The 20,240-nt window shown below is 61.6% G+C and carries 19 protein-coding genes, 1 tRNA gene and 1 pseudogene; 10 read left to right on the plus strand and 11 right to left on the minus strand.

Annotated elements, in window-relative coordinates; genetic code table 11:
• Window positions 1-21: 21 nt before the first annotated feature.
• Entirely contained in the window at window positions 22-1,125 is a 1,104-nt protein-coding gene (locus tag ACGKZZ_RS06930; protein WP_411222780.1) for an acetoin utilization protein AcuC, read from the plus strand.
• Here ACGKZZ_RS06930 and ACGKZZ_RS06935 read toward each other — a convergent pair.
• Window positions 1,105-1,734, minus strand: coding sequence for a histidine phosphotransferase family protein (locus ACGKZZ_RS06935; protein ID WP_411222781.1), 630 nt, complete (start codon window positions 1,732-1,734; stop codon window positions 1,105-1,107). The genes ACGKZZ_RS06930 and ACGKZZ_RS06935 overlap by 21 nt on opposite strands.
• 31 nt (window positions 1,735-1,765) lie before the next feature.
• Between ACGKZZ_RS06935 and ACGKZZ_RS06940 the strand changes: the two genes are divergently transcribed.
• The 3 genes from ACGKZZ_RS06940 (at window position 1,766) to ACGKZZ_RS06950 (ending at window position 3,674) form a co-directional block, all read left to right on the plus strand.
• Window positions 1,766-1,948 (plus strand): DUF3553 domain-containing protein, encoded by a 183-nt coding sequence (locus tag ACGKZZ_RS06940; protein ID WP_411222782.1) that lies wholly within the window; start codon window positions 1,766-1,768, stop codon window positions 1,946-1,948.
• Window positions 1,949-2,079: 131 nt separating this feature from the next.
• Window positions 2,080-2,850: a GNAT family N-acetyltransferase gene (locus ACGKZZ_RS06945; protein ID WP_411222783.1), complete on the plus strand. Its 771-nt coding sequence runs from the start codon at window positions 2,080-2,082 to the stop codon at window positions 2,848-2,850.
• Entirely contained in the window at window positions 2,847-3,674 is an 828-nt protein-coding gene (locus ACGKZZ_RS06950; RefSeq protein ID WP_411222784.1) for a lysophospholipid acyltransferase family protein, read from the plus strand. Before ACGKZZ_RS06945 ends, ACGKZZ_RS06950 begins: the two co-directional genes overlap by 4 nt.
• Window positions 3,675-3,729: 55 nt before the next feature.
• Here the strand turns inward: ACGKZZ_RS06950 and ACGKZZ_RS06955 are convergent.
• Together ACGKZZ_RS06955 and gyrA are read right to left on the minus strand one after the other, a co-directional pair.
• Window positions 3,730-3,972, minus strand: a pseudogene (locus ACGKZZ_RS06955) (CBU_0592 family membrane protein); the annotation flags it as partial.
• A gap of 425 nt (window positions 3,973-4,397) precedes the next feature.
• Entirely contained in the window at window positions 4,398-7,091 is a 2,694-nt protein-coding gene (gene gyrA, locus ACGKZZ_RS06960; protein ID WP_411223146.1) for a DNA gyrase subunit A, read from the minus strand.
• A 243-nt stretch (window positions 7,092-7,334) separates the two neighbouring features.
• Here gyrA and ACGKZZ_RS06965 point away from each other — a divergent pair, with 243 nt between their 5' ends.
• Window positions 7,335-7,607, plus strand: a complete 273-nt coding sequence (locus tag ACGKZZ_RS06965) for an usg protein (RefSeq protein WP_411222785.1) — start codon at window positions 7,335-7,337, stop codon at window positions 7,605-7,607.
• A 20-nt stretch (window positions 7,608-7,627) separates the two neighbouring features.
• Here the strand turns inward: ACGKZZ_RS06965 and ACGKZZ_RS06970 are convergent, their stop codons facing one another.
• The 3 genes from ACGKZZ_RS06970 to ACGKZZ_RS06980 form a co-directional block, all read right to left on the minus strand.
• Entirely contained in the window at window positions 7,628-9,100 is a 1,473-nt protein-coding gene (locus ACGKZZ_RS06970; protein WP_411222786.1) for a carboxypeptidase M32, read from the minus strand.
• On the minus strand, window positions 9,097-10,245 hold the full coding sequence (gene ctaA, locus ACGKZZ_RS06975; protein WP_411222787.1) for a heme A synthase: 1,149 nt from the start codon (window positions 10,243-10,245) through the stop codon (window positions 9,097-9,099). Before ctaA ends, ACGKZZ_RS06970 begins: the two co-directional genes overlap by 4 nt.
• A gap of 70 nt (window positions 10,246-10,315) precedes the next feature.
• The gene (locus tag ACGKZZ_RS06980) at window positions 10,316-11,062 is read right to left on the minus strand and encodes an RNA methyltransferase (protein ID WP_411222788.1); all 747 of its coding nucleotides are present in this window, start codon (window positions 11,060-11,062) and stop codon (window positions 10,316-10,318) included.
• Window positions 11,063-11,194: 132 nt separating this feature from the next.
• Here ACGKZZ_RS06980 and ACGKZZ_RS06985 point away from each other — a divergent pair, with 132 nt between their 5' ends.
• Window positions 11,195-11,818, plus strand: coding sequence for a thiamine phosphate synthase (locus ACGKZZ_RS06985; RefSeq protein ID WP_411222789.1), 624 nt, complete (start codon window positions 11,195-11,197; stop codon window positions 11,816-11,818).
• 253 nt (window positions 11,819-12,071) lie between these two features.
• Here ACGKZZ_RS06985 and ACGKZZ_RS06990 read toward each other — a convergent pair whose 3' ends face one another.
• The gene (locus tag ACGKZZ_RS06990) at window positions 12,072-12,629 is read right to left on the minus strand and encodes a YSC84-related protein (protein ID WP_411222790.1); all 558 of its coding nucleotides are present in this window, start codon (window positions 12,627-12,629) and stop codon (window positions 12,072-12,074) included.
• Between the two features lie 130 nt (window positions 12,630-12,759).
• Window positions 12,760-13,758, minus strand: coding sequence for a porphobilinogen synthase (gene hemB / locus ACGKZZ_RS06995; protein WP_411222791.1), 999 nt, complete (start codon window positions 13,756-13,758; stop codon window positions 12,760-12,762).
• A gap of 102 nt (window positions 13,759-13,860) precedes the next feature.
• Between hemB and ACGKZZ_RS07000 the strand changes: the two genes are divergently transcribed.
• A complete protein-coding gene (locus ACGKZZ_RS07000; RefSeq protein WP_411222792.1) occupies window positions 13,861-14,385 on the plus strand; it encodes a component of SufBCD complex in 525 nt (174 codons plus the stop codon).
• A 33-nt stretch (window positions 14,386-14,418) separates the two neighbouring features.
• Window positions 14,419-17,883 (plus strand): transcription-repair coupling factor, encoded by a 3,465-nt coding sequence (gene mfd / locus ACGKZZ_RS07005; RefSeq protein ID WP_411222793.1) that lies wholly within the window; start codon window positions 14,419-14,421, stop codon window positions 17,881-17,883.
• Window positions 17,884-17,937: 54 nt separating this feature from the next.
• Here the strand turns inward: mfd and ACGKZZ_RS07010 are convergent.
• Window positions 17,938-18,011: transfer RNA gene (locus ACGKZZ_RS07010), tRNA-Gly, on the minus strand.
• Window positions 18,012-18,093: 82 nt separating this feature from the next.
• On the minus strand, window positions 18,094-18,558 hold the full coding sequence (locus ACGKZZ_RS07015) for an RNA polymerase sigma factor (protein WP_411222794.1): 465 nt from the start codon (window positions 18,556-18,558) through the stop codon (window positions 18,094-18,096).
• Between the two features lie 224 nt (window positions 18,559-18,782).
• Here ACGKZZ_RS07015 and ACGKZZ_RS07020 point away from each other — a divergent pair, with 224 nt between their 5' ends.
• Window positions 18,783-19,034: an EF-hand domain-containing protein gene (locus ACGKZZ_RS07020; protein WP_411222795.1), complete on the plus strand. Its 252-nt coding sequence runs from the start codon at window positions 18,783-18,785 to the stop codon at window positions 19,032-19,034.
• A gap of 92 nt (window positions 19,035-19,126) precedes the next feature.
• On the opposite strand, the gene ACGKZZ_RS07025 is transcribed toward ACGKZZ_RS07020, so the two are convergent.
• Window positions 19,127-19,792 carry a helix-turn-helix transcriptional regulator gene (locus tag ACGKZZ_RS07025; protein ID WP_411222796.1) on the minus strand — a complete coding sequence of 222 codons (666 nt, stop codon included), beginning with the start codon at window positions 19,790-19,792 and terminating at the stop codon, window positions 19,127-19,129.
• 184 nt (window positions 19,793-19,976) lie between these two features.
• Between ACGKZZ_RS07025 and ACGKZZ_RS07030 the strand changes: the two genes are divergently transcribed.
• Window positions 19,977-20,237, plus strand: a complete 261-nt coding sequence (locus ACGKZZ_RS07030; protein WP_411222797.1) for a twin-arginine translocase TatA/TatE family subunit — start codon at window positions 19,977-19,979, stop codon at window positions 20,235-20,237.
• The last annotated feature ends 3 nt before the right edge of the window (window positions 20,238-20,240 follow it).

Genomic DNA, 20,240 nt, shown 5'->3' on the forward strand with positions numbered 1-20,240 from the left:
TTCGGGACTATCTCGGCACACATGAACCCACCCGTATTCATCGGCGCGCGCATCTATCGCGGATCAAGCTATGGCGCGCGGCATCCGCTGTCGATCCCGCGTGTCCCAACGGTCACCGATATCTGCCGCGCGCTTGGCTGGTTGGAGCCCGATCGCTACCGCACCAGCCCCTGTGCCAAACCCGCCGCTTTGCTTGGCTTTCACAGCGCCGACTACATCGCGGCGCTGCTCAAGGCCGAGGACACGCAGGCCGCTGATCCGGAGTTCGGGCTTGGCACCCTGTCAAACCCGGTGTTCGCAGAAGTCTATCGCCGCCCGGCCACGGCCACCGGTGGTGGGCTGTTGGCGGCGGATCTGGTGCGTCATGGCGGCGTTGTCTACAACCCCGGCGGCGGCACGCATCATGGGATGCCCGACCGCGCGAACGGGTTTTGCTATATCAACGAGCCGGTGCTGACGATCCAGCAATTGCAGGCGATGGGGCTGACGCGCATCGCCTATGTCGATATCGACGCGCATCATTGTGACGGTGTGGCGGTGGCGTTTCACGGCTCGACCGACGTGCGGATGATCTCGGTGCATGAGGATCGGCGCTGGCCCTTTACCGGGCCGTTGGACGACACCGCGGGCGGGGCTGCAATCAACATCCCGGTGCCGGGCGGGTTCAACGATACCGAGTTCGACCTGATCCTGAATGATGTGATCCTGCCTGCGGTGGCGCAGCACGCGCCTGATGCGATTTACCTGCAATGCGGCGCAGACGCCGTGTCCGAAGACCCGCTATCCCGGTTGACCCTGTCCAACCGGTGTTATCTCAGGGCCGTGCAAGCGCTGCGGCAACTCGCGCCGCGCATGATCGTTTCGGGTGGCGGTGGCTATAACCCGTGGAGCGTGGGGCGTGCATGGGCCTGCGTCTGGGCCACGATTGCCGATGAAGAGATTCCAGACCGTCTTTCGCCCGAAACCTCGCAGATACTGCGCAATCTGACCTGGGCACGAAAATCGCAACCCTCCGAAGCGATGCTGACCACGTTGCTTGATCCGCCGCGCGAGGGTCCGATCTCTGAGGCAGTGCGCGCTGGCGTTGCCGCTTTGACGACGCGGTTACGCACCGAGAGTCGGTAGCGCAAGGCTCAGCCGCGCTGTCTGATCTTCCCGTGTCAGAACCGGCGCGATCCCTGCATCCGCACAAAGCTGCGCCAGAAGAGCGAATTGCACATGTGCCGGGCGCAATGGCTCGGGCGACGCGGGCGGCTTGTTGTCAAGACGTGCCCAAAGCGCGTCGTCAATGACCACGGTGTCACCTGTCGCGGTGGCAATCAGCGCATTTTCCGCCACGGTGACTGAGATGATTCCGCCTTGCGGAACAGCGGCCTCAAGACATAACACCTGCAAGAACCCAAGCTGCACCAGATTGCGGGCGAGAGGCTGCGAGGCTTGCCATCGGGGCACGATACGCGTCCCTGTATAGTGGTCGATGAGGGTTTTCTCGGCTTCTGCCGCTGGCATGTCACGGGTGTCACCGGCGCTGCCAAAGGCGATGCGAAAAAACCGGATTCGCGCGGTCGCGTTGTCGCAACTTTGCTGGATCAGCGACATTTCCGGGCCTGCCGGATCGGGCGTTCCCATCGCGACCAGTTCAAGACCGTTTGAAATTGCCCCAATGGGGTTGATAAGATCATGGCAGATGCGGGAACCGATCAATGCGGCAAGGGACGGGGCATCTGGATGCACTATATCCTCCTATTCAACACGGAGCGCGCTGATGTCTGACCTGAACGGCCTTTTGGAACCCGGTTCCCTTGTGCGCCATCCCGATGCGCCCGAGTGGGGGATCGGGCAGGTCCAGTCGAATATCGGCGACCGGATCACGGTGAACTTCCGCGAGGCAGGTAAGGTGGTGATTGATGGCTCACGGGTCAGTCTGCTTCCTGTCTTTGATGAGTAAACATCACAACCAAAGGTTGATGAAAGGTAAATTTCAAAAGAAACTTTCGGTTTATTGGGTCAATCCGACGCCGTTGCGCGTCAGAGTGGCAGGGACTACACTGCAAACCACCCGACTATCGCAGGCCTTCCATGCTTCAGACCGCTCCGAAATTGCACGTCGCTTTGGCCCGGTCGCAAGACGATATTCGCGCCGCGCAGCGCTTGCGTTATGACGTGTTCGTCGAAGAACTTGGCGGTGACGGGCCCGGCGTCGATCACGATCGGCGGTTGGAAACCGATCCGTTTGACCGCTTTGCCGACCATCTTTTGCTGCGATATGCGGATGGAAGCGACCAAAGCGGAGACGAGATCGTCGGAGCCTATCGCCTGATGACGCAACCGCAGGCGCAGGCGGCGGGGCAGTATTATTCGGAAGACGAGTTTGACCTCGCCAAACTGACCGGCGGCGGTTTTCGGCTGGCCGAACTTGGCCGGTCCTGCCTGCACCGCGACCATCGCGGCGGGGCCGCGTTGATGGCGCTGTGGCAAGGTGTGGCCCGTTACATCGAAGCGCGCGGCATCACCTTGTTGTTCGGCGTTGCGAGCTTTCCCGGCACCGATCTGAAGCAATTTCACGACGCGCTGTCCCATCTGCACCACACACATCTTGCACCTGAAGCCATCCGTGTGACGTCGCGCACCCCGCACGCGTGGTCGCCGCTGCCGCGCAGCGCGATCGATGTCAAACGCGCCATGCGCGATACGCCGGCGTTGATCAAATCCTACCTCAAGCTGGGTGGCACGATCGGGCAGGGCGTCTATGTCGATCATGCATTCAACACCACGGATGTCTGCCTGATCCTTCCAACCCGGCGCATCAACCTAGAGCCGTTCCGGCGTACCGCCCGGCGCCTGGCATGAACCCTACATGGGACAGCGCCGAGCCGCCTGAAAGTCATCATGTCACGGGATGGGAATGGTTTCGCGTTGCGTGGCGCGGCGGTTTGCTCGGGGCCGTTGTGTTCGGCGGCTTGCTGCTCTTGCTGATGATACGGCTTTTTGAACGGCCGATTTGCGGGCTCGACCGTCCGGTGACGCCCTATATCACGCAGGCGGTCTGCCGGAGCGCGTTTGTCATTCTGCGTCTGCCGCTGACAGCGCGCGGCCCGCGCATGAAGGTGCCCGGAGCGGTGGTTGCCAATCATGGCTCGTGGCTCGATATCTTCGCGCTCAACGCGCGCAAGAACGTCTATTTCGTCTCAAAGTCCGAAGTTGCCGGTTGGCCCGGCATCGGCTGGCTGGCGCGGGCGACGGGAACGGTTTTCATCCGCCGGGACCGTCGCGATGCAAAACACCAGATGGACGTTTTCGAACTCCGGCTTCGTCACGGTCACCGTCTCTTGTTCTTCCCCGAAGGCACCTCGACCGACACGCGGCGGGTCTTGCCGTTCAAGCCGACGCTCTTTGCCGCCTTCTTTTCCGACAGCCTGATCCACGACATGCAGATCCAGCCCGTGACGGTGATCTATCACGCGCCGGACGGCAAAGACCCGCGCTTTTACGGATGGTGGGGCGACATGGCGTTTGGCCCCCATCTGCTTAGTGTGTTGGCGCAAAAGCGGCAGGGGAAGGTCGAACTGGTCTACCACGCGCCCGTACAGGTTGATGATTTCGCCAACCGCAAATCGCTTGCACGCCACCTGGAAGAACAGGTGCGGTCTGCGCACGGTCGGCATCTCGATTGATCGGCACGGCGGGTATCCGCGTTCTGACCCGCCTCGTCGTCTGGCGGCACAATCCGACAATCCCGAAGATAATGAACCCGACCTGGATCAGGAAAGCGCCGAGGTTGAACGCGCCGACGAGGCTGATCAGAACCAGACAGGCGGCGATGATCTTGCTGCCAGAGTAAATCGCTCCGTTGCCGCAAGCGCGCCCGGATTGCACGAGTGCAAATCCGCCGACATAGATAAACGATCCGATGACGCCACAAATCTGTAGCACATCGGGATGCTGGCGGAGATTGTCCAATAGAGCCGACATACATGCCTCCGATAAATTTGCCCGACCACCCAGAGAAACGGATGGTCGGGCTCTCGTGCTGAAATATGCATCGGCAAGGGATGAGGGCCGTTGCCGACACGAACTTGGAAAAGGGCTTTATCAAATCTTCATCGTTACAAATGCCACGGTTCACGTCTGAATTTTATCGAACCAACCGACCGGGAGAACGAAATCGGTTGTTTTCCCAGTAGCCAACACTCCCTTCCCAGTCTTCCTGCACTTGACGCTGCGTTAAGCGCATTTAAGAATTAGCATAGGCATGGCTTGATCGTGCGTGAAAATGGTGTGAATTCCGCGCACCATTGATGTCGCGGGTGCTAATCTGCGCAAAGGAAAACGGCGCAGGCTCGTGCCCACGCCGATTGATTTTCGAGATATTTCAGCGCCTTGGAGCGCAATCTTCTCTATTCCTCCACGTCGCCCGCGTCTTCGTCGCCTTGCTCGGCGATCCAGGCAACCGACACGACTTCTTCGTCTTTGCCGGTGTTGAAGACCTTGACGCCACCCGCGCTGCGCGAGCGGAAGGAAATCCCCTCGACCGGTACGCGAATGGACTGGCCCCTCGACGTTGCCAGCATGATCTGGTCATCCATCTCGACCGGGAACGACGCCACGATCGCACCGCCGCGCATGGCCTTGTCGATCGCCTGAACCCCCTGACCGCCGCGTCCACGCACCGGGTAGTCGTGCGAGGACGACAGCTTGCCCGCGCCTTGGGCCGTGATGGTCAGGATCAGATTTTCCGCCGCCGACATCTCTGCATAGCGCGCCTGAGTGATCTCGCCAGGAACGGCGTCTTCGTCGTCGACCTCTCCATCATCAACCAGACCGGCCACGGCGCGGCGCATCTTGAGGTAAGCGGCACGTTCCGCCGGATCGGCCTCGAAGTGGCGGATGATCGACATGCTGACCACGCGGTCACCATTGTTGAGACGGATACCCCGCACGCCGGTCGATTTGCGGCCTTTGAACACACGCACGGCGGTGGTCGGGAAGCGAATGGCGCGGCCGGAATCGGTGACGAGCATCACGTCGTCATCCTCCGAGGCGATCCGTGCGTTCACCAGTTCCACACCCTCGGGCAGATCCATCGCGATCTTGCCGTTGCGCATCACGTTGGTGAAATCCGACAGAGCGTTGCGTCGCACATCGCCGGCGCTGGTGGCGAACACGATCTGAAGATCGGCCCAATCCTCCTCGTCCCGGTCCACCGGCATGATGGCGGCAATGGACACGCCCGTCGGGATCGGCAGGATATTCACGATCGCCTTGCCCTTGGACGTGCGCCCCCCTTGCGGCAGGCGCCATGTCTTGAGCTTGTAGACCATGCCTTCGGTTGTGAAGAACAACAGTTGCGTGTGGGTGTTGGCCACGAACAGACGCGTCACCACGTCGTCATCCTTGGTCGACATGCCCGACAGCCCCTTGCCGCCACGCTTTTGCGCCCGGAAATCCGCCAGCGGGGTCCGTTTGATATAGCCCGATTGCGTGACCGTGACGACCATGTCTTCGCGTTCGATCAGGTCTTCGTCTTCCATGTCGCCGGACCAGTCGACGATCTCGGTGCGGCGCGGGACCGCAAACAATTCGCGTACTTCGCGCAGTTCGTCGCCGATGATCGCCATGATCCGGTCGCGGGAGCCGAGAATTTCGAGATATTCCCGGATCTTGCCGGCCAGCTCTTCCAGTTCGTCGGTGACTTCCTTGACGCCGATCTGGGTCAGGCGCTGAAGGCGCAGTTCAAGGATCGCACGGGCCTGTGCTTCGGACAGGTTATAGGTGCCATCCTCATTCGCCGTGTGGGTCGGATCGTCGATCAGCGCGATGTAGGGCAGGATATCTTCCGCCGGCCAACGGCGCGTCATCAGGCGCTCGCGTGCCTCGGACGCATCGGCAGAGGACCGGATGGTCGCAACCACCTCGTCGATATTGGTGACGGCGACAGCCAGCCCGCACAGGATATGGCTGCGTTCGCGCGCCTTGCGCAGCAGGTGGGCGGTGCGGCGGGCAACCACGTCCTCGCGGAAATCAATGAACGATGTCAGGAACTTGCGCAACGTCAATTGTTCCGGTCGCCCGCCATTGAGCGCCAGCATGTTACAGCCGAAATAGACCTGCATCGGGGTAAAGCGGTACAGTTGGTTCAGCACCACCTCGGCGGTGGCGTCGCGCTTGAGCTCGATCACCACACGCACGCCGTTGCGGTCGGATTCGTCCTGAACGTGGGAAATGCCCTCGATCCGCTTTTCGCGGGACGCTTCGGCGATCCGCTCGATCATGGTGGACTTGTTCACCTGATAGGGAATCTCGTCGATGACGATGGCCCAGCGATCCTTGCGGATCTCCTCAACCCGCGTCTTGGAGCGAATGATCACGCTGCCGCGCCCCTCGAGATAGGCTTTGCGCGCACCGGATCGCCCCAGCATGATGCCGCCGGTCGGAAAGTCGGGGCCGGGGATGTACTCGATCAACTGTTCCGAACTCAGATCAGGCTCGTCAATCAGCGCGAGCGTGGCATCGACCACTTCGCCAAGGTTATGCGGCGGAATGTTGGTGGCCATGCCCACGGCAATACCGCCCGCACCATTGACCAGCATGTTCGGAAAGCGCGCGGGCAGGACTGTCGGTTCGCGGTCCTTGCCGTCGTAATTGTCCTGGAAATCAACCGTTTCCTTGTCGATATCCGCCAGAAGATAGGCCGCAGGCTTGTCCATCCGCACTTCGGTATAGCGCATTGCGGCCGGGTTATCGCCATCCATCGAGCCGAAGTTGCCCTGACCATCAAGCAGCGGCAGTGACATGGAGAAATCCTGCGCCATCCGCACCAGCGCATCATAGATCGCAGAGTCGCCATGCGGGTGGTATTTACCCATCACATCGCCGACGGGCCGCGCCGACTTGCGGTAGGGCTTGTCGTGTCCGTTGTTGCTTTCGTGCATCGCATAAAGGATGCGGCGGTGCACCGGTTTCAGCCCGTCCCGCAGATCGGGAATCGCGCGGGAAACGATCACGCTCATCGCGTAATCGAGATAGGAGGATTTCATCTCCTCGGTGATCGACACCTGCGGACCGTGGTATTTGGGACGCTCGGGCGGCATATCTTCAGTGTTTTCAGGGATGTCTGGCGTGTCGCTCACGTGGATGACCTGCTGTCTGCTGAACTATATTTTGTTGTTGAAACCTATATCAGAGACAGTATATAGGCCGCAATCCGATTGGCTGAATAAAGCGCAGTCCGGTTTTGGCACTCGTCTCAAGATGTGGCTAACAACTTGTTTTTATTGAAAAGTAAGAAAGTCGTGGCAGACTTGATCACACAATAAAAAATCTACGAGGTTGGCATGGCACAGATGAGCGAAACGGAAATGATGCTGAAGGGCTACGGCCTGACGACGGCGCAGCTGTATTACCGGATGCCCGATTACCGGAACGTCCTGAACACCTTTGTCTGGCAGGACTACGACATCGCCCCCGATCATACCAAGCTGTTCGGGTTCATCGAATTCTGGCAGGACGAGATCGAGGGTCCGTTGCATTCGGTGCAATTCACCCACCGCAAGATGATTTCGCCCGGTGAATGGCGGCAGGTGGTGGGTGAATTCACCTATCACTGATCGATAAAAAGCGCGGCGCCTTACAGGGCGTAGATCGCTCCGAACTTGGTTTCGAGATACGCCAGCAACGGCCCTTCATCGGGTGCAAACCCGCAGGCGCGCTCGATCGTGTCGCGCGGCTCGTATAGGCCGCCGTGGCGTTGCAGATTGTCGCGCAACCATCCCGTGGCGGCAGTGGTGTCGCCAGACGCCAGTTGCGCATCCAGTTCCGGCACCGCTTCTCGCAGCGTCTGGTGCAGACAGCCCGCATAGACGTTGCCCAGCGTATAGGTGGCGAAATACCCGAACAGCCCCTCCGCCCAATGCACGTCCTGCAACACGCCATTCGACGGTTTGTCCACCCTGTAGCCGAAATCGGCCTCGAACCGGGTGTTCCACGCCTCTTCCAGATCGGCCACATCCAGCGTGCCGTCGATCAGCTTGCGCTCCAGGTCAAAGCGCAACAGCACGTGCAGGTTATACTGAACTTCATCCGCTTCGGTGCGGATATAGCCTTTGTGCACACGATTGACTGTGCCGTAAAACGCGTCCGGATCGTCGATGCCGAAATCGCCGAACGCGTCGCGCATCTGCACATGCAACCAGCCGTTAAACGCGCGCGAGCGGCCAAGCTGGTTCTCGTAAATCCGGCTCTGGCTTTCATGCACTCCCATCGACACACCGCGCCCCAGTGGCGTCAGAAGATAAGCCTGGTCAATATTCTGCTCATAGGCGGCATGGCCGACCTCGTGGATGGTGGAGTAAAGGCAGTTGAACGGATCGGTCGGACTGGTGCGCGTGGTGATGCGCACATCATTGCCACTTCCGGCGCTGAACGGATGCACTGCCTTGTCGACGCGGCCCCGGCTCATGTCATAGCCGTAGAGCTTGGCAATGAGGCGCGTCAGCTTCATCTGCGCGGCCTCGTCAAACGTGCCGGTCAACGCGGCTGGTGACGAAGCGCCCAGGATCTTGTCGCGCAACGCCACCAATCGCGGACGCAACGCGCCGAACATCGCATCAAGCCCGTCTGCCGTCGCGCCGGGTTCGTAATCCTGCAACAGCGCGTCATAGGCATCTCCGCCATTGGCCAGCGCCTGTCCCTCCTGCCGGCGCAGGTCGAGCACCCGTTCCAGCGTCGGGGCGAAGGCTGCGAAATCGTCATTCGCGCGCGCTTCGGCCCAGATACCCTGCGCCACCGACGTCGTGCGCGCCAACTCGGCGGCAAGGTCGGCCGGTACTTTCGACGCACGCTCGAAACTGCGCCGGATGTGGCGCAGATTGGCCTTGGCCTCCGCGCCCTTGGGCTTGGCCGCGTCCAGCCAGTCGCCAATGCGCGGGTCCATCCGGCGGGCGTGCAGCACGGCTTCGATGGCGCCCATCTCTTCGCTCCGTTGCGCCGCCGCGCCGCGCGGCATCACGGTTTCCTGGTCCCAGCCCAACCGTCCGGCGATCTGGCCAAGCGCTTCTGTCTCGCGCGTGAAGGCCATCAAATCGTCATAGGCACGGCTCATCGCAGTGTTCCCCGAATGGATTGTTCCACGGGATATTGCGCGCCGAACCGTGCCCGCAGGATCGCCACGAACAGGATCACCGCGCCGATCTGATGCGCAATCGCGATCTGCCAGGGGGCCATGTAAAGCACCGCGACAATCCCGAGACCCATCTGAATCCACAGCATCGCAAAGACCGCGTTGAACCGGAACCGCGTGTCGGCATTGGCCGACTTGCGTGCCCGCAGCCAGACCACGATGCCGAAGGCGAGCAACAGGTAGCCCGCAATCCGGTGCATGAATTGAACCAGCCCGGCGTTTTCGAAGAAGTTGCGCCAGACCGGCTCCAACTCGAACGGAAAGGGCGGCAGGAAGGCTCCGGCCATCAGCGGCCAGTCGTTATAGGTGCGCCCCGCGTCGATGCCCGCCACCAGCGCACCAAGCAGGATTTGCAGGAAGCTGAAATGCATCAGGCCGGTGGCAAGACTGAACAGCTTGCCCTCTCGCGACCGCCGTGCCTGCATCAGATCACGCTCCTTGCGCCCCAGAAGGAACGTGTACCAGGCGATGAAGCCAAGGATCACGAACGCCAGCCCCAGATGCGTCGCAAGACGATAAGACGCCACGTCGAGCCGTGCGCCGGACAGGCCAGAGGCCACCATCCACCAGCCGATCGCGCCTTGGATACCCCCAAGAGCGCCAATCAACACCAACCGGCCAGTCCAGCCTGCGGGGATTTTGCGCGCCAGGAGGAAGCCGAAAAAGCCAAGCGCCCAGACCAGACCAATGACACGGCCAAGTTGCCTGTGGCCCCATTCCCACCAATAGATGAACTGGAACTCCGACAGGCTCATGCCCTTGTTCTGCAACTGGTATTCCGGGATCGCGCGGTAGAGATCAAACTCCCGCTGCCAGTCCTCGGCATTCAGCGGCGGGATCGCTCCGGTGACGGGGCGCCATTCGGTGATCGACAAGCCACTGTCGGTCAGACGGGTCAACCCTCCGACCACGATCATCACCGTGACCAGCGCGAACAGCACCATCAGCCAGATGCGGATCGCACCGCGCGCGTCGCTGCGGCCCTTGTCGATCATCCCGCCTTGCGGCGCGGCGGGCCTTGGCGTCGTGTCACCGACCTCTTCGAAAATGCTGCGTTTGCTGCTCATGCGCGCCTCCGTTCATTGCCCCGAACGTAGGATCGGGGGACGGGATCGTCCAGTCGGTCGCCCCGCGTGATCATTCCGCCCGGTCCTTCCAGCGCACGATCTGGCGCAAGATACCGTGCATCATCTGCACATCGGCGCGGGTCATCGGCATCCGGCTCCACATGTTGCGCAGATTGCGCTTCATGCCTTGAGCCTTGGTGTCAGGAAAAAAGAACCCGGCCTCGTCCAGCCTCTCTTCGTAATGAAGCGCCAGTTTGTCCATCTCGATCGCACTCGCCCAGTCCGTGCCGGCCATTTCCGTGACCTCTGCGGCGATCTCCACGGTTTGACGTCGCCATTCATAGCCAGTGAGCAGCACGCATTGCCCAAGGTTGAGCGACGGAAACTCTGGGTTGACCGGCACCGAAATGATCGCATTGGCAAGGGCGATATCGTCATTCTCCAGACCCGCGCGTTCGGGCCCAAACAGCACCGCGACCTTTTCGCCGCGCGCGATCTTCTCGCGCGCCATTTCCATCGCGCGCTCTGGCGTGACGACCGGTTTGGTCATGCCACGCTGGCGCGCGGTGGTGGCAAACACGAAAGAGCAATCGGCCACCGCATCCACCGTCCGCTCGACCAGAACCGCCTCGTCCAGAAGCCGCCCGGCACCGGAGGCCATCGCCACCGATTTTGGATTCGGCCAGCCATCGCGTGGCGCCACCAGCCGCATCCGGTCCAGACCGAAATTCCACATCGCCCGCGCCGCCGCGCCGATGTTCTCACCCATTTGCGGACGCACCAGCACAAAGGTCGGCTGCGGCATGTCGCTTGGCATCTGGTAGAACTCCGGTTGGCAAAACTCGCGCCTGACTATTGCGGCGGCGCGCAAAGGGCAAGCCATGCAGCCCCTTGGCGCGATGCCGCAAAACACGGTATAGGGACGCGAACAAACAAGAAGGGGCGCCAGATGTCCGACGCCGAGCAGCCGCAAATCTATCTCATCACCCCGCCCGAGATCGAACTCAGCCACTTTCCGACGGCGCTGTCACAGGTTCTGGACGCGGTCGATGTCGCCTGCATCCGCCTGTCGCTGGCGAGCCGCGACGAAGATCTGATTCTGCGCGCGGCAGACGCCGTGCGCGACGTGGCCCACCGCTACGACGTGGCGCTGGTGATTGACACCCATGTCGTGTTGGCCCAACGCCTTGGGCTGGATGGCGTACACCTGACCGACGGCGCGCGCTCTGTGCGCATGGCCCGCAAGGAACTTGGCGCGGATGCCATCGTCGGTGCGTTTTGCGCCCAGTCGCGCCATGACGGGATGTCCGCCGGAGAGGCGGGTGCCGATTACGTCAGTTTCGGTCCGGTTGGGGAAACCGCGCTTGGCGACGGCTCGCGAGCCGATGCCGAACTGTTCGAGTGGTGGTCCAAGATGATTGAGCTTCCGGTCGTCGCCGAAGGCGGCGTGACGGCCGAAACCATGCGCGCCCTTGCTCCGATCACGGATTTCTTCGGCATCGGTGAGGAAATCTGGCGCAGCGATGATCCGGCGGCCGCACTCACCGCGCTGATGGCAGCAATGACGGGCTGACGGTGCCGGGGGCTGTCTGCCCCCGCGTCGCTACGCTCCTCACCCGCGAAGGTATTTTTGAACCAGAGAAGTAACGGAATCTTAACGATATCCAGTCACACTGATCCGGCGGTACAGGCGGAGGCGCCGATGGCCGTAACCGGAGACGCCCCTTGCCAGATGTGCAAGGGGTGGACCCGGCGGGCCACTTCTCTGGTTCGAAAATACCTCGGGGGAGGCCGAAGGCCGGGGGCAGCGCCCCCATCCACTTGGGTCAAGGAATGATGCGCGTGTATTTCACACCTTCAAGCGTCGCTCCGATGCGCAATCCGGCCTGACCGAAGATCACCGCGATGATCGGTGCGAGGGATGTCGTGGTTTCGGCCGCAATCGTTTCGCCACCTTCTGGAATCGCGTACTCGACATTGGCGCCGGCTGCCCAGCCCGGAGACCGGCGGAAATTCATCAACGCGGATTCGGTCATGAAGAACAGGACATGTGCATATTGCTGCGCGCCGATCTGAATGCCGGCACTGGCCTTGGTTGTGGAGTAATAGTCGACCGTCACACCGTTCACCCGAAGCGCGCCACGCCCGTAAGCGCCGCCGAGGCCAAGCCCGGCTTCCGTCACCAGGGGCATGACCAGCAGGCCGTTCGCATTGGCGGCCAGATTCTGCGTGCCGGGGAAGCGGCGATACATTTCGCCAAGGGTGGCATCGACGCGGGCGTCGATGCGCGCGCCGCCATTGCCGCCAATCGCGTTGTTGCACCCTGCCAACAGAAGGGTTCCGCCCAGACCAAGGGCCAGCTCGCGTCGTGTCAGGGATGTCATGTGTCTGCTCTTTCTATGCCGCTATGTGTACGGATGCCTCGTTGCTCCGGCTGTTTCGCCGGTTATGTGCAATCATAGCAAGTTCTTGCCGACCTGTCACCAATGATAGTGGCGCATCGGCGAGGCACCGCTATCCATTGAGAAGCCGTGCCGCCGCCGGAGCGAAATAAGTGAGCACGCCATCGCATCCGGCGCGCTTGAACGCCATCAGGCTTTCCAGGATCACCCGGTCGCCATCCAGCCAGCCGCGCTCGATCGCGCCCGCCAGCATCGCGTATTCGCCCGACACCTGATAGGCAAAGGTCGGCACACCGAACATCTCCTTGGTGCGGCGGCAAATGTCGAGATAGGGCATGCCGGGTTTGATCATCACCATGTCGGCCCCCTCGGACAGATCGCGCGCCACCAGGCGCATCGCCTCGTCCGAATTGCCGGGGTCCATCTGGTAGCCCTTTTTGTCGCCCTTGAAAGCGCCCGACGCGCCAACCGCGTCGCGGAAGGGGCCGTAAAAGGCGCTGGCGTATTTGGCGGCGTAGCTGAGGATTGCCACGTTCTTGAAGCCTTCGCCCTCAAGCGCGGAGCGCATTGCCGCGATGCGGCTGTCCATCATGTCGGACGGGCCGATGATGTCGGCCCCGGCGCGGGCCTGGCTCAGCGTCTGCTTCACCAAGGCCTCGACCGTGCGGTCGTTGACGATATAGCCATCCTCCGTGAACCCGTCGTGACCGGTGACGTTATAGGGATCAAGCGCCACATCCGTCATCACCATCATTTCCGGCAGCGCGTCCTTGATCGCGCGGGTGGCGCGGTTTGACAGGTTCTCGGGATTCCACGCCTCGGCGCAATCTTCGGACTTGCGGGACGGGTCGGTATAGGGAAACAGGCAGATCGCAGGGATGCCCAGCGCATGAGCCTCGTGCGCGGCTTCGACCACCTTGTCGACCGAGCGGCGCACCACGCCGGGCATTGACGCCACCGGTTCCTCGACGCCGTCGCCATCGCGCACGAAGACCGGCCAGATGAAATCGGCAGGTGTCAGGACGTTCTCGCGCACCAATGCGCGCAAGCCTTCGGTGCGGCGCAAACGGCGCAGACGTGTGGCGGGAAAAGCGGGGGTGATCGGTTTCATCTGGGCGGTCCTTGTCTTTGCCGTATTTGGGTGGCATGGAATGTGCGCTGGAACAAGGCCTTCACCCCTCATTGGCCGCAAGAATCAGGGAACAAGATCGCCTTGGATTGGTACACCACCGTCTTTGAAATGATTGATATGCGGTCCTTTTCCAACCTTTGGTTCTGGATCGCGTTGGCGGTTGTGTGGTCGTCGGCAAGCCATTGGGTGCTTGGTGTCCCATATGACATGATCGCGCGCGCGCAGCGCCGGGGCGGGCAGGCCGCCGAAGACCTGCTGGAGCTTTTGCGCATCAACACGGGCCGTATCCTTTACATTGCGGACGAGGCCGGCATCTGGATCGTCGCGGGGGGCACGTTCTTTCTGACTGGCTTTTTCACGTTGGGCTGGTTTTATGGCATCGAGATTGCGCAGGCGCTGTTTTTGCTCGGCTTTCCGATGTCGATTGTCGGTTTGCTGAGCTTTCGCGCCGCGCACGCGCTGCACACGCGCGATCATGATCTCGCGGCGGTCTACAAACGCCTGGCCTGGCACCGGCTTTTCGTGCGCATCATCGGTATGATCTCGATCTTCGTCACCGCGATGTGGGGGATGTATCAAAACCTCAATATCGGTGTGCTTGGTTGACGCGGCACGTCCTGCGCGCCACATGACGCGGTTATGAGCACATCCAATCACATCGTCATGGGCGGCGCGCCCGAGGGGTTCGACGCGCGTCTGGTTTTGAGCGAAGCGGAAAAGTCCGGCGGCGCGGTGTGCCATATCGCGCGCGACGACCGCCGCATGGCGCAGATGCGCGATGCGCTGCGGCTTTATGCGCCCGACATGCCGGTGTTCGTGTTTCCGGGCTGGGATTGCCTGCCCTATGACCGGGTATCGCCCAATCCAGAGATCTCGGCGGCCCGCATGGCGACATTGGCGGCCCTGACGCACGCCATGCCGTCGGCCTATGTGCTGCTGACCACCATGACGGCGGCGACGCAATATGTGCCCGCACGCTCGGTCCTGCGCGAAGCAGCGTTTACCGCGGTCGTGGGCAAGCGTGTGAACGAAGACGCGCTGCGTAACTTCCTGGTGCGCATGGGATTTTCGCAATCGCCAACGGTGCTTGAGCCGGGCGACTATGCCATTCGCGGCGGCATCATCGACATCTATCCACCCGGAGAGGGCGGTCCGGTGCGGCTCGATCTGTTTGGCGACGTTCTCGACGGCGCACGCCGCTTTGATCCCGCGACCCAGCGCACCACCGAGAAACTGGACGTGGTCGAACTCGCGCCGGTGTCCGAGGTTATTCTCGACGAGGCGGCAATCACCCGGTTCCGGCAGAATTACCGCATTGAATTCGGCGCGGCCGGCAGTGACGACCCGCTTTACGAAGCCGTCAGCGCAGGCCGCAAGCAGGCCGGGATGGAACATTGGCTGCCGTTCTTCCACGATCATCTGGAAACGCTGTTCGATTATCTGCCCGGTGTCAGCGTCACGCAGGATGACCAGATCACCGCCGCGCGACTGTCGCGCTGGGACGGGATCGTCGATCAGTACGAAACGCGCAAACTGGCGCTGCAACAGAAATCCCGCATGGATACGGTCTACAAACCGGTTCCGCCCGCGCAGCTTTATCTGGACGACGCCGCGTGGGAGGCCGCGTTGGGGGACCGGCGCGTGGTGCAGTTTCATCCATTGGCGCAAGCGTCCGGCCCCAATGTCGTGGACGCGGGCGGGCGGATCGGCCGAAATTTCGCACCAGAGCGTCAGCAGGAAAACATCAGCCTGTTCAGTGCCTTGGCCGATCATGTTCGCAAAAAGATGGAAGACGGCCCGGTTGTCATCGCGTCGTATTCCGAAGGCGCACGCGAGCGGCTTTCGGGGTTGATCGAAGACGAAGGACTGTCCGAGACGATTGCCGTCACCGATATGACGCGGGTCGGCAAGCGGGGATTGCACCTGACCGTCTGGCCTTTGGAGCAGGGGTTCGAGGCGCCTTGGAACGGCGGCAGGATAACGGTCGTATCCGAACAGGACGTGCTGGGCGACCGGTTGATCCGCACCTCGAAAAAGCGCCGCAAGGCCGAGAATTTCCTGACCGAAACGCAATCCCTGAGCCCCGGTGATCTGGTTGTCCATGTGGATCACGGCATCGGGCGGTATCTGGGAATGGAGGTCATCACGGCGGCGGGCGCTGCGCATGAATGCCTGCTGCTGGAATATGCCGAAGGCTCAAAGCTTTACCTTCCGGTCGAGAATATCGAATTGCTGTCGCGCTATGGTCACGAGGAGGGCTTGCTTGACAAACTGGGCGGCGGCGCGTGGCAGGCCAAGAAAGCCAAGCTGAAAGAGCGTATCCGCGAGATGGCGGACAAGCTGATCCGCGTGGCCGCCGAGCGCGCCTTGCGCAAAGCGCCGATCATGGATCCGCCGCCGGGCGCGTGGGACGCGTTCTCGGCGCGCTTTCCCTATCAGGAAACCGACGACCAATTGCGCGCCATCGAGGATGTGATGGCCGACATGCACTCCGGTCAGCCGATGGATCGGCTGATCTGTGGCGATGTGGGGTTCGGCAAGACCGAAGTCGCCATGCGCGCGGCCTTCGTTGCGGCCATGTCGGGCGTTCAGGTGGCGGTGATCGCGCCGACCACGCTGCTGGCGCGCCAGCACTACAAGAGCTTTGCCGAGCGCTTCCGGGGTTTCCCGCTTGAGGTGCGCCCGCTGTCGCGCTTTGTGTCGGCCAAGGACGCCAACGCCACCCGCGATGGGCTGGCGCGCGGCACGGTGGACATTGTCGTCGGCACACATGCGCTGCTGGCAAAAAGCGTTCGATTTCAAAATCTTGGCTTGCTCATTATCGACGAAGAGCAGCATTTCGGCGTCGGTCACAAGGAACGGCTCAAGCAGTTGCGCACCGACATTCATGTGCTCACCCTGACCGCAACGCCGATCCCGCGCACGTTGCAACTCTCATTGTCAGGCGTGCGCGATCTGTCGATCATCGGCACGCCCCCCGTCGATCGTCTGGCCATCCGCACCTATGTCAGCGAATTCGACGCGATCACCATCCGCGAGGCGCTTTTGCGTGAACATTATCGTGGCGGGCAAAGTTTCTTCGTGGTACCGCGCATCTCTGATTTGCCTGAGATCAAGGAATTTCTGCGCGAACAGGTGCCCGAAGTGTCCTACATGGTCGCGCATGGCCAGATGGCGGCGGGTGAGCTGGATACCCGCATGAATGCCTTTTACGACGGCAAATACGATGTGCTTCTGGCGACGACCATCGTGGAATCCGGCCTTGATATCCCGACCGCCAACACGATGATCATTCACCGCGCCGATATGTTCGGGTTGAGCCAGCTTTACCAGATCCGGGGTCGGGTGGGCCGCTCGAAAACCCGCGCCTATGCGTATCTCACAACCAAGCCGCGCGCGAAGTTGACCAAGACCGCCGAAAAGCGCCTGCGCGTTCTGGGCAGCCTCGACACGCTGGGTGCCGGGTTCACGCTGGCGTCCCAGGATCTCGACATTCGCGGCGCTGGCAACCTCTTGGGCGAGGAGCAGTCCGGCCAGATGCGCGATGTGGGGTACGAACTTTACCAATCCATGCTGGAAGAGGCGATTGCCAAAATCCGCTCGGGCGAAATGGAAGGGCTGTCAGAAGCCGACGATCAATGGGCACCACAGATCAATTTGGGCGTCCCGGTGCTGATCCCCGAGGAATACGTGCCCGACCTCGACGTGCGGCTCGGCCTTTATCGGCGTCTGTCCTCGCTCACCACCAAGGTGGAACTGGAAGGCTTTGCCGCCGAGCTGATCGACCGGTTCGGAAAGCTTCCCAAAGAGGTCAACACGCTAATGCTGGTGGTGCGCATCAAGGCGATGTGCAAGCGCGCCGGAATTGCCAAGCTCGATGCCGGGCCCAAAGGGGCGACGATCCAGTTCCACAACGACAAATTCGCCTCTCCCGAAGGGCTGGTGGATTTCATCAAGGATCAGAACGGGCTCGCCAAGGTGAAGGACAACAAGATTGTCGTGCGCCGCGACTGGAAGAAAGACAGCGATAAGATCAAGGGCGCGTTCTCGATCGCTCAGGATCTTGCCCGCAAGCTCAAGGACGCCAAGACCGCAAAAGCCTGATCGTGGTCATAGGCCAGGAGGAGCAGCGGTGATCCGGGAAGGTGAGGGGTGATCTGGAGCGGGTGAAGGGAATCGAACCCTCGTCTGGAGCTTGGGAAGCTCTCGCTCTACCATTGAGCTACACCCGCCGTGATGATGTTCTTACGACGACAATCAAACGCCCTCAAGACAAATTGCGCGCCGTGACCCATAGCACCTTCGATGGGTGCATCATGAATCGAACACGTCCGTGATGTCCAAGTCGCGGCGCAACCGCGCGCGGGCGCGGGCCAGGCGCGACATGACGGTGCCGACGGGAATATCCAGTTCTGCGGCCAGTTCCGACGGCGTCAGCCCGTCGAGGGCAACGCGGCGCAGCAGGGCGCGGTCGGTCTCGGGAAGCGTGTCGAGATGGGCCAGCACTTGCGAACACAGACACGCGAGCCCGGCATCCTCGACATTCGGTCCGCAATCATCCTCAAGCGGGGCTTCCCGCGCCGCGCTGCGTGCGCGGGCGAGGGCTGCGTGCCGCAGCGCGGTCATCATGTAGGGCAGCGGGCGATCGATGCGCGCTCCGTCCGCTTTGCGTTGAAGAACCGCCAGATACACCTCGTGGCACAGGTCTTCGGCGTCTTGCGGGCTGCGTGACAGGCGACGGGCGCGGGCCAGCAGACGGGTGTGGTTTTGTATGTCCATGAGCTTGGTATGACAGCGGGAAAATCCCCGACCAGCCCGGCGTTTTCCGCCGATGGCGGATCGCGGCTCTTTTTCAGCAAGCCTTCGCGCAACCGGCAGCGGTATTTGGGCAGGACGGCGCCGCTCTCTGGCAGAGTGGGACGCCCCGGGCGATTGCCGCCTCATACATCGTGAAGGCCGCAACGATGCGGTGCTTCTGATAAACGACAAACTTGGAGAGACCCATGAATACGACATTTACACGCCTGATCGCCGCAACCATCGTTGCCCTGCCGGTTGCTGCAATGGCCGCAGATTACACGACGGCGGACGCCAATGCCGACGGAATGCTCTCGATGGAAGAACTGCAAACCATCTTGCCAGAGATCACAACCGACACCTTCATGGCGGCGGATACCGATGGCGATGGCCTTCTCAATGCGGACGAGCTTGCGGCGGCTCAGGCAGACGGCGTTCTGCCGGCGTCTGACGGCTAAGGCTTCAGTCACACGCGTGGCCCCGTCGGCACCCCGCTCTTGGGGCCACGCAACTCATCACTGGCAACGGCCACTTGCGACAGTCGGTGATTTCACTCCCGCAGGGCGTGAAAATCCTTCAGCCGTTTGCCCACTTCATCGACGAACAATCCCGGAAGCGGGCTGAGATCGCTGATCCGATCCATCCGGAAGGTCGCGAAGTCACCCGCTGTCTCGTCCCAGACGACGCAGGTCCAGATGCGACCCCAATAATCGAGATGCAGCGGGCGGATGTCGTGATACATGCCTTCGCCGTCAAGTTTCACCCGCAATTTCTGTCGCGCCCGGATCGCCTTGCGAAACGTGGGCATGTGGCGAAACCCCTGGGCGGCTTCGGCGAACGGGTAGGTGGCAAAGCCGAACCGTGCCTTCGGGGTGCCCACATCCTCGGGCAGTACGGCGTCGATCTTGTCTGACAGGGCGCGCGCGGCGTCGGCAAGTTCCGCCTCGTCCCCCGCGCCGACAGCAGCCAGCCCGATATGCAGCGCCTCAAGCTCTGTTTGTGTCAGGTTGAGCGGTGGCAAGGTGATCATCGCCCGCGCGGTATAGCCCGATCCCCGCGCGCCCTCGACGGGAACACCGGACGCGGCGAGGGTTTCCATATCGCGGTAGATCGTGCGGATCGACACGCCAAGATCCTGCGCCATCGCTTCGGCGGTATGCAACCGTCCATCCTTGAGACGCTGCATCAGCGCGTAAAGACGGTCGGCGCGTTTCATCTGATTCCCCTCGCAATTGCGGGACATACTGACAAAAACCTGACAAGTGACAACCTCTTGACAAAAAACCTCTCCAATTCGCCGCACGCGCGGCGCTTTGGCGCTTTTCGGCAGGCTCCAAAACACATAGATACGCAGCGAAACGCGCCGCTCGGGGCGGCAAATCTATTCAAAGGAGAGAGCCATGCTCAACAATATCGGCCTTCCCGGCCTTCTGCTGATCGCCGTCGTGGTGCTGGTGCTGTTCGGCCGCGGCAAGATTTCTTCGCTGATGGGCGAAGTGGGCAAGGGGATCACCGCGTTCAAAAAAGGCGTCAGCGAAGGTGGCAAGGATGACGAGTCCGACGACGCGCACAAGGCCGTCGACGCCAAGGATGTCACCCCGACCACCGACACAAAGACCGAGCACGCAGCCCGGCCCGTGACCGACAAGGACAAGGTGTAAGCC

The sequence above is a fragment of the Marivita sp. S2033 genome, assembly GCF_046592965.1.
Lineage (GTDB): Bacteria > Pseudomonadota > Alphaproteobacteria > Rhodobacterales > Rhodobacteraceae > Marivita.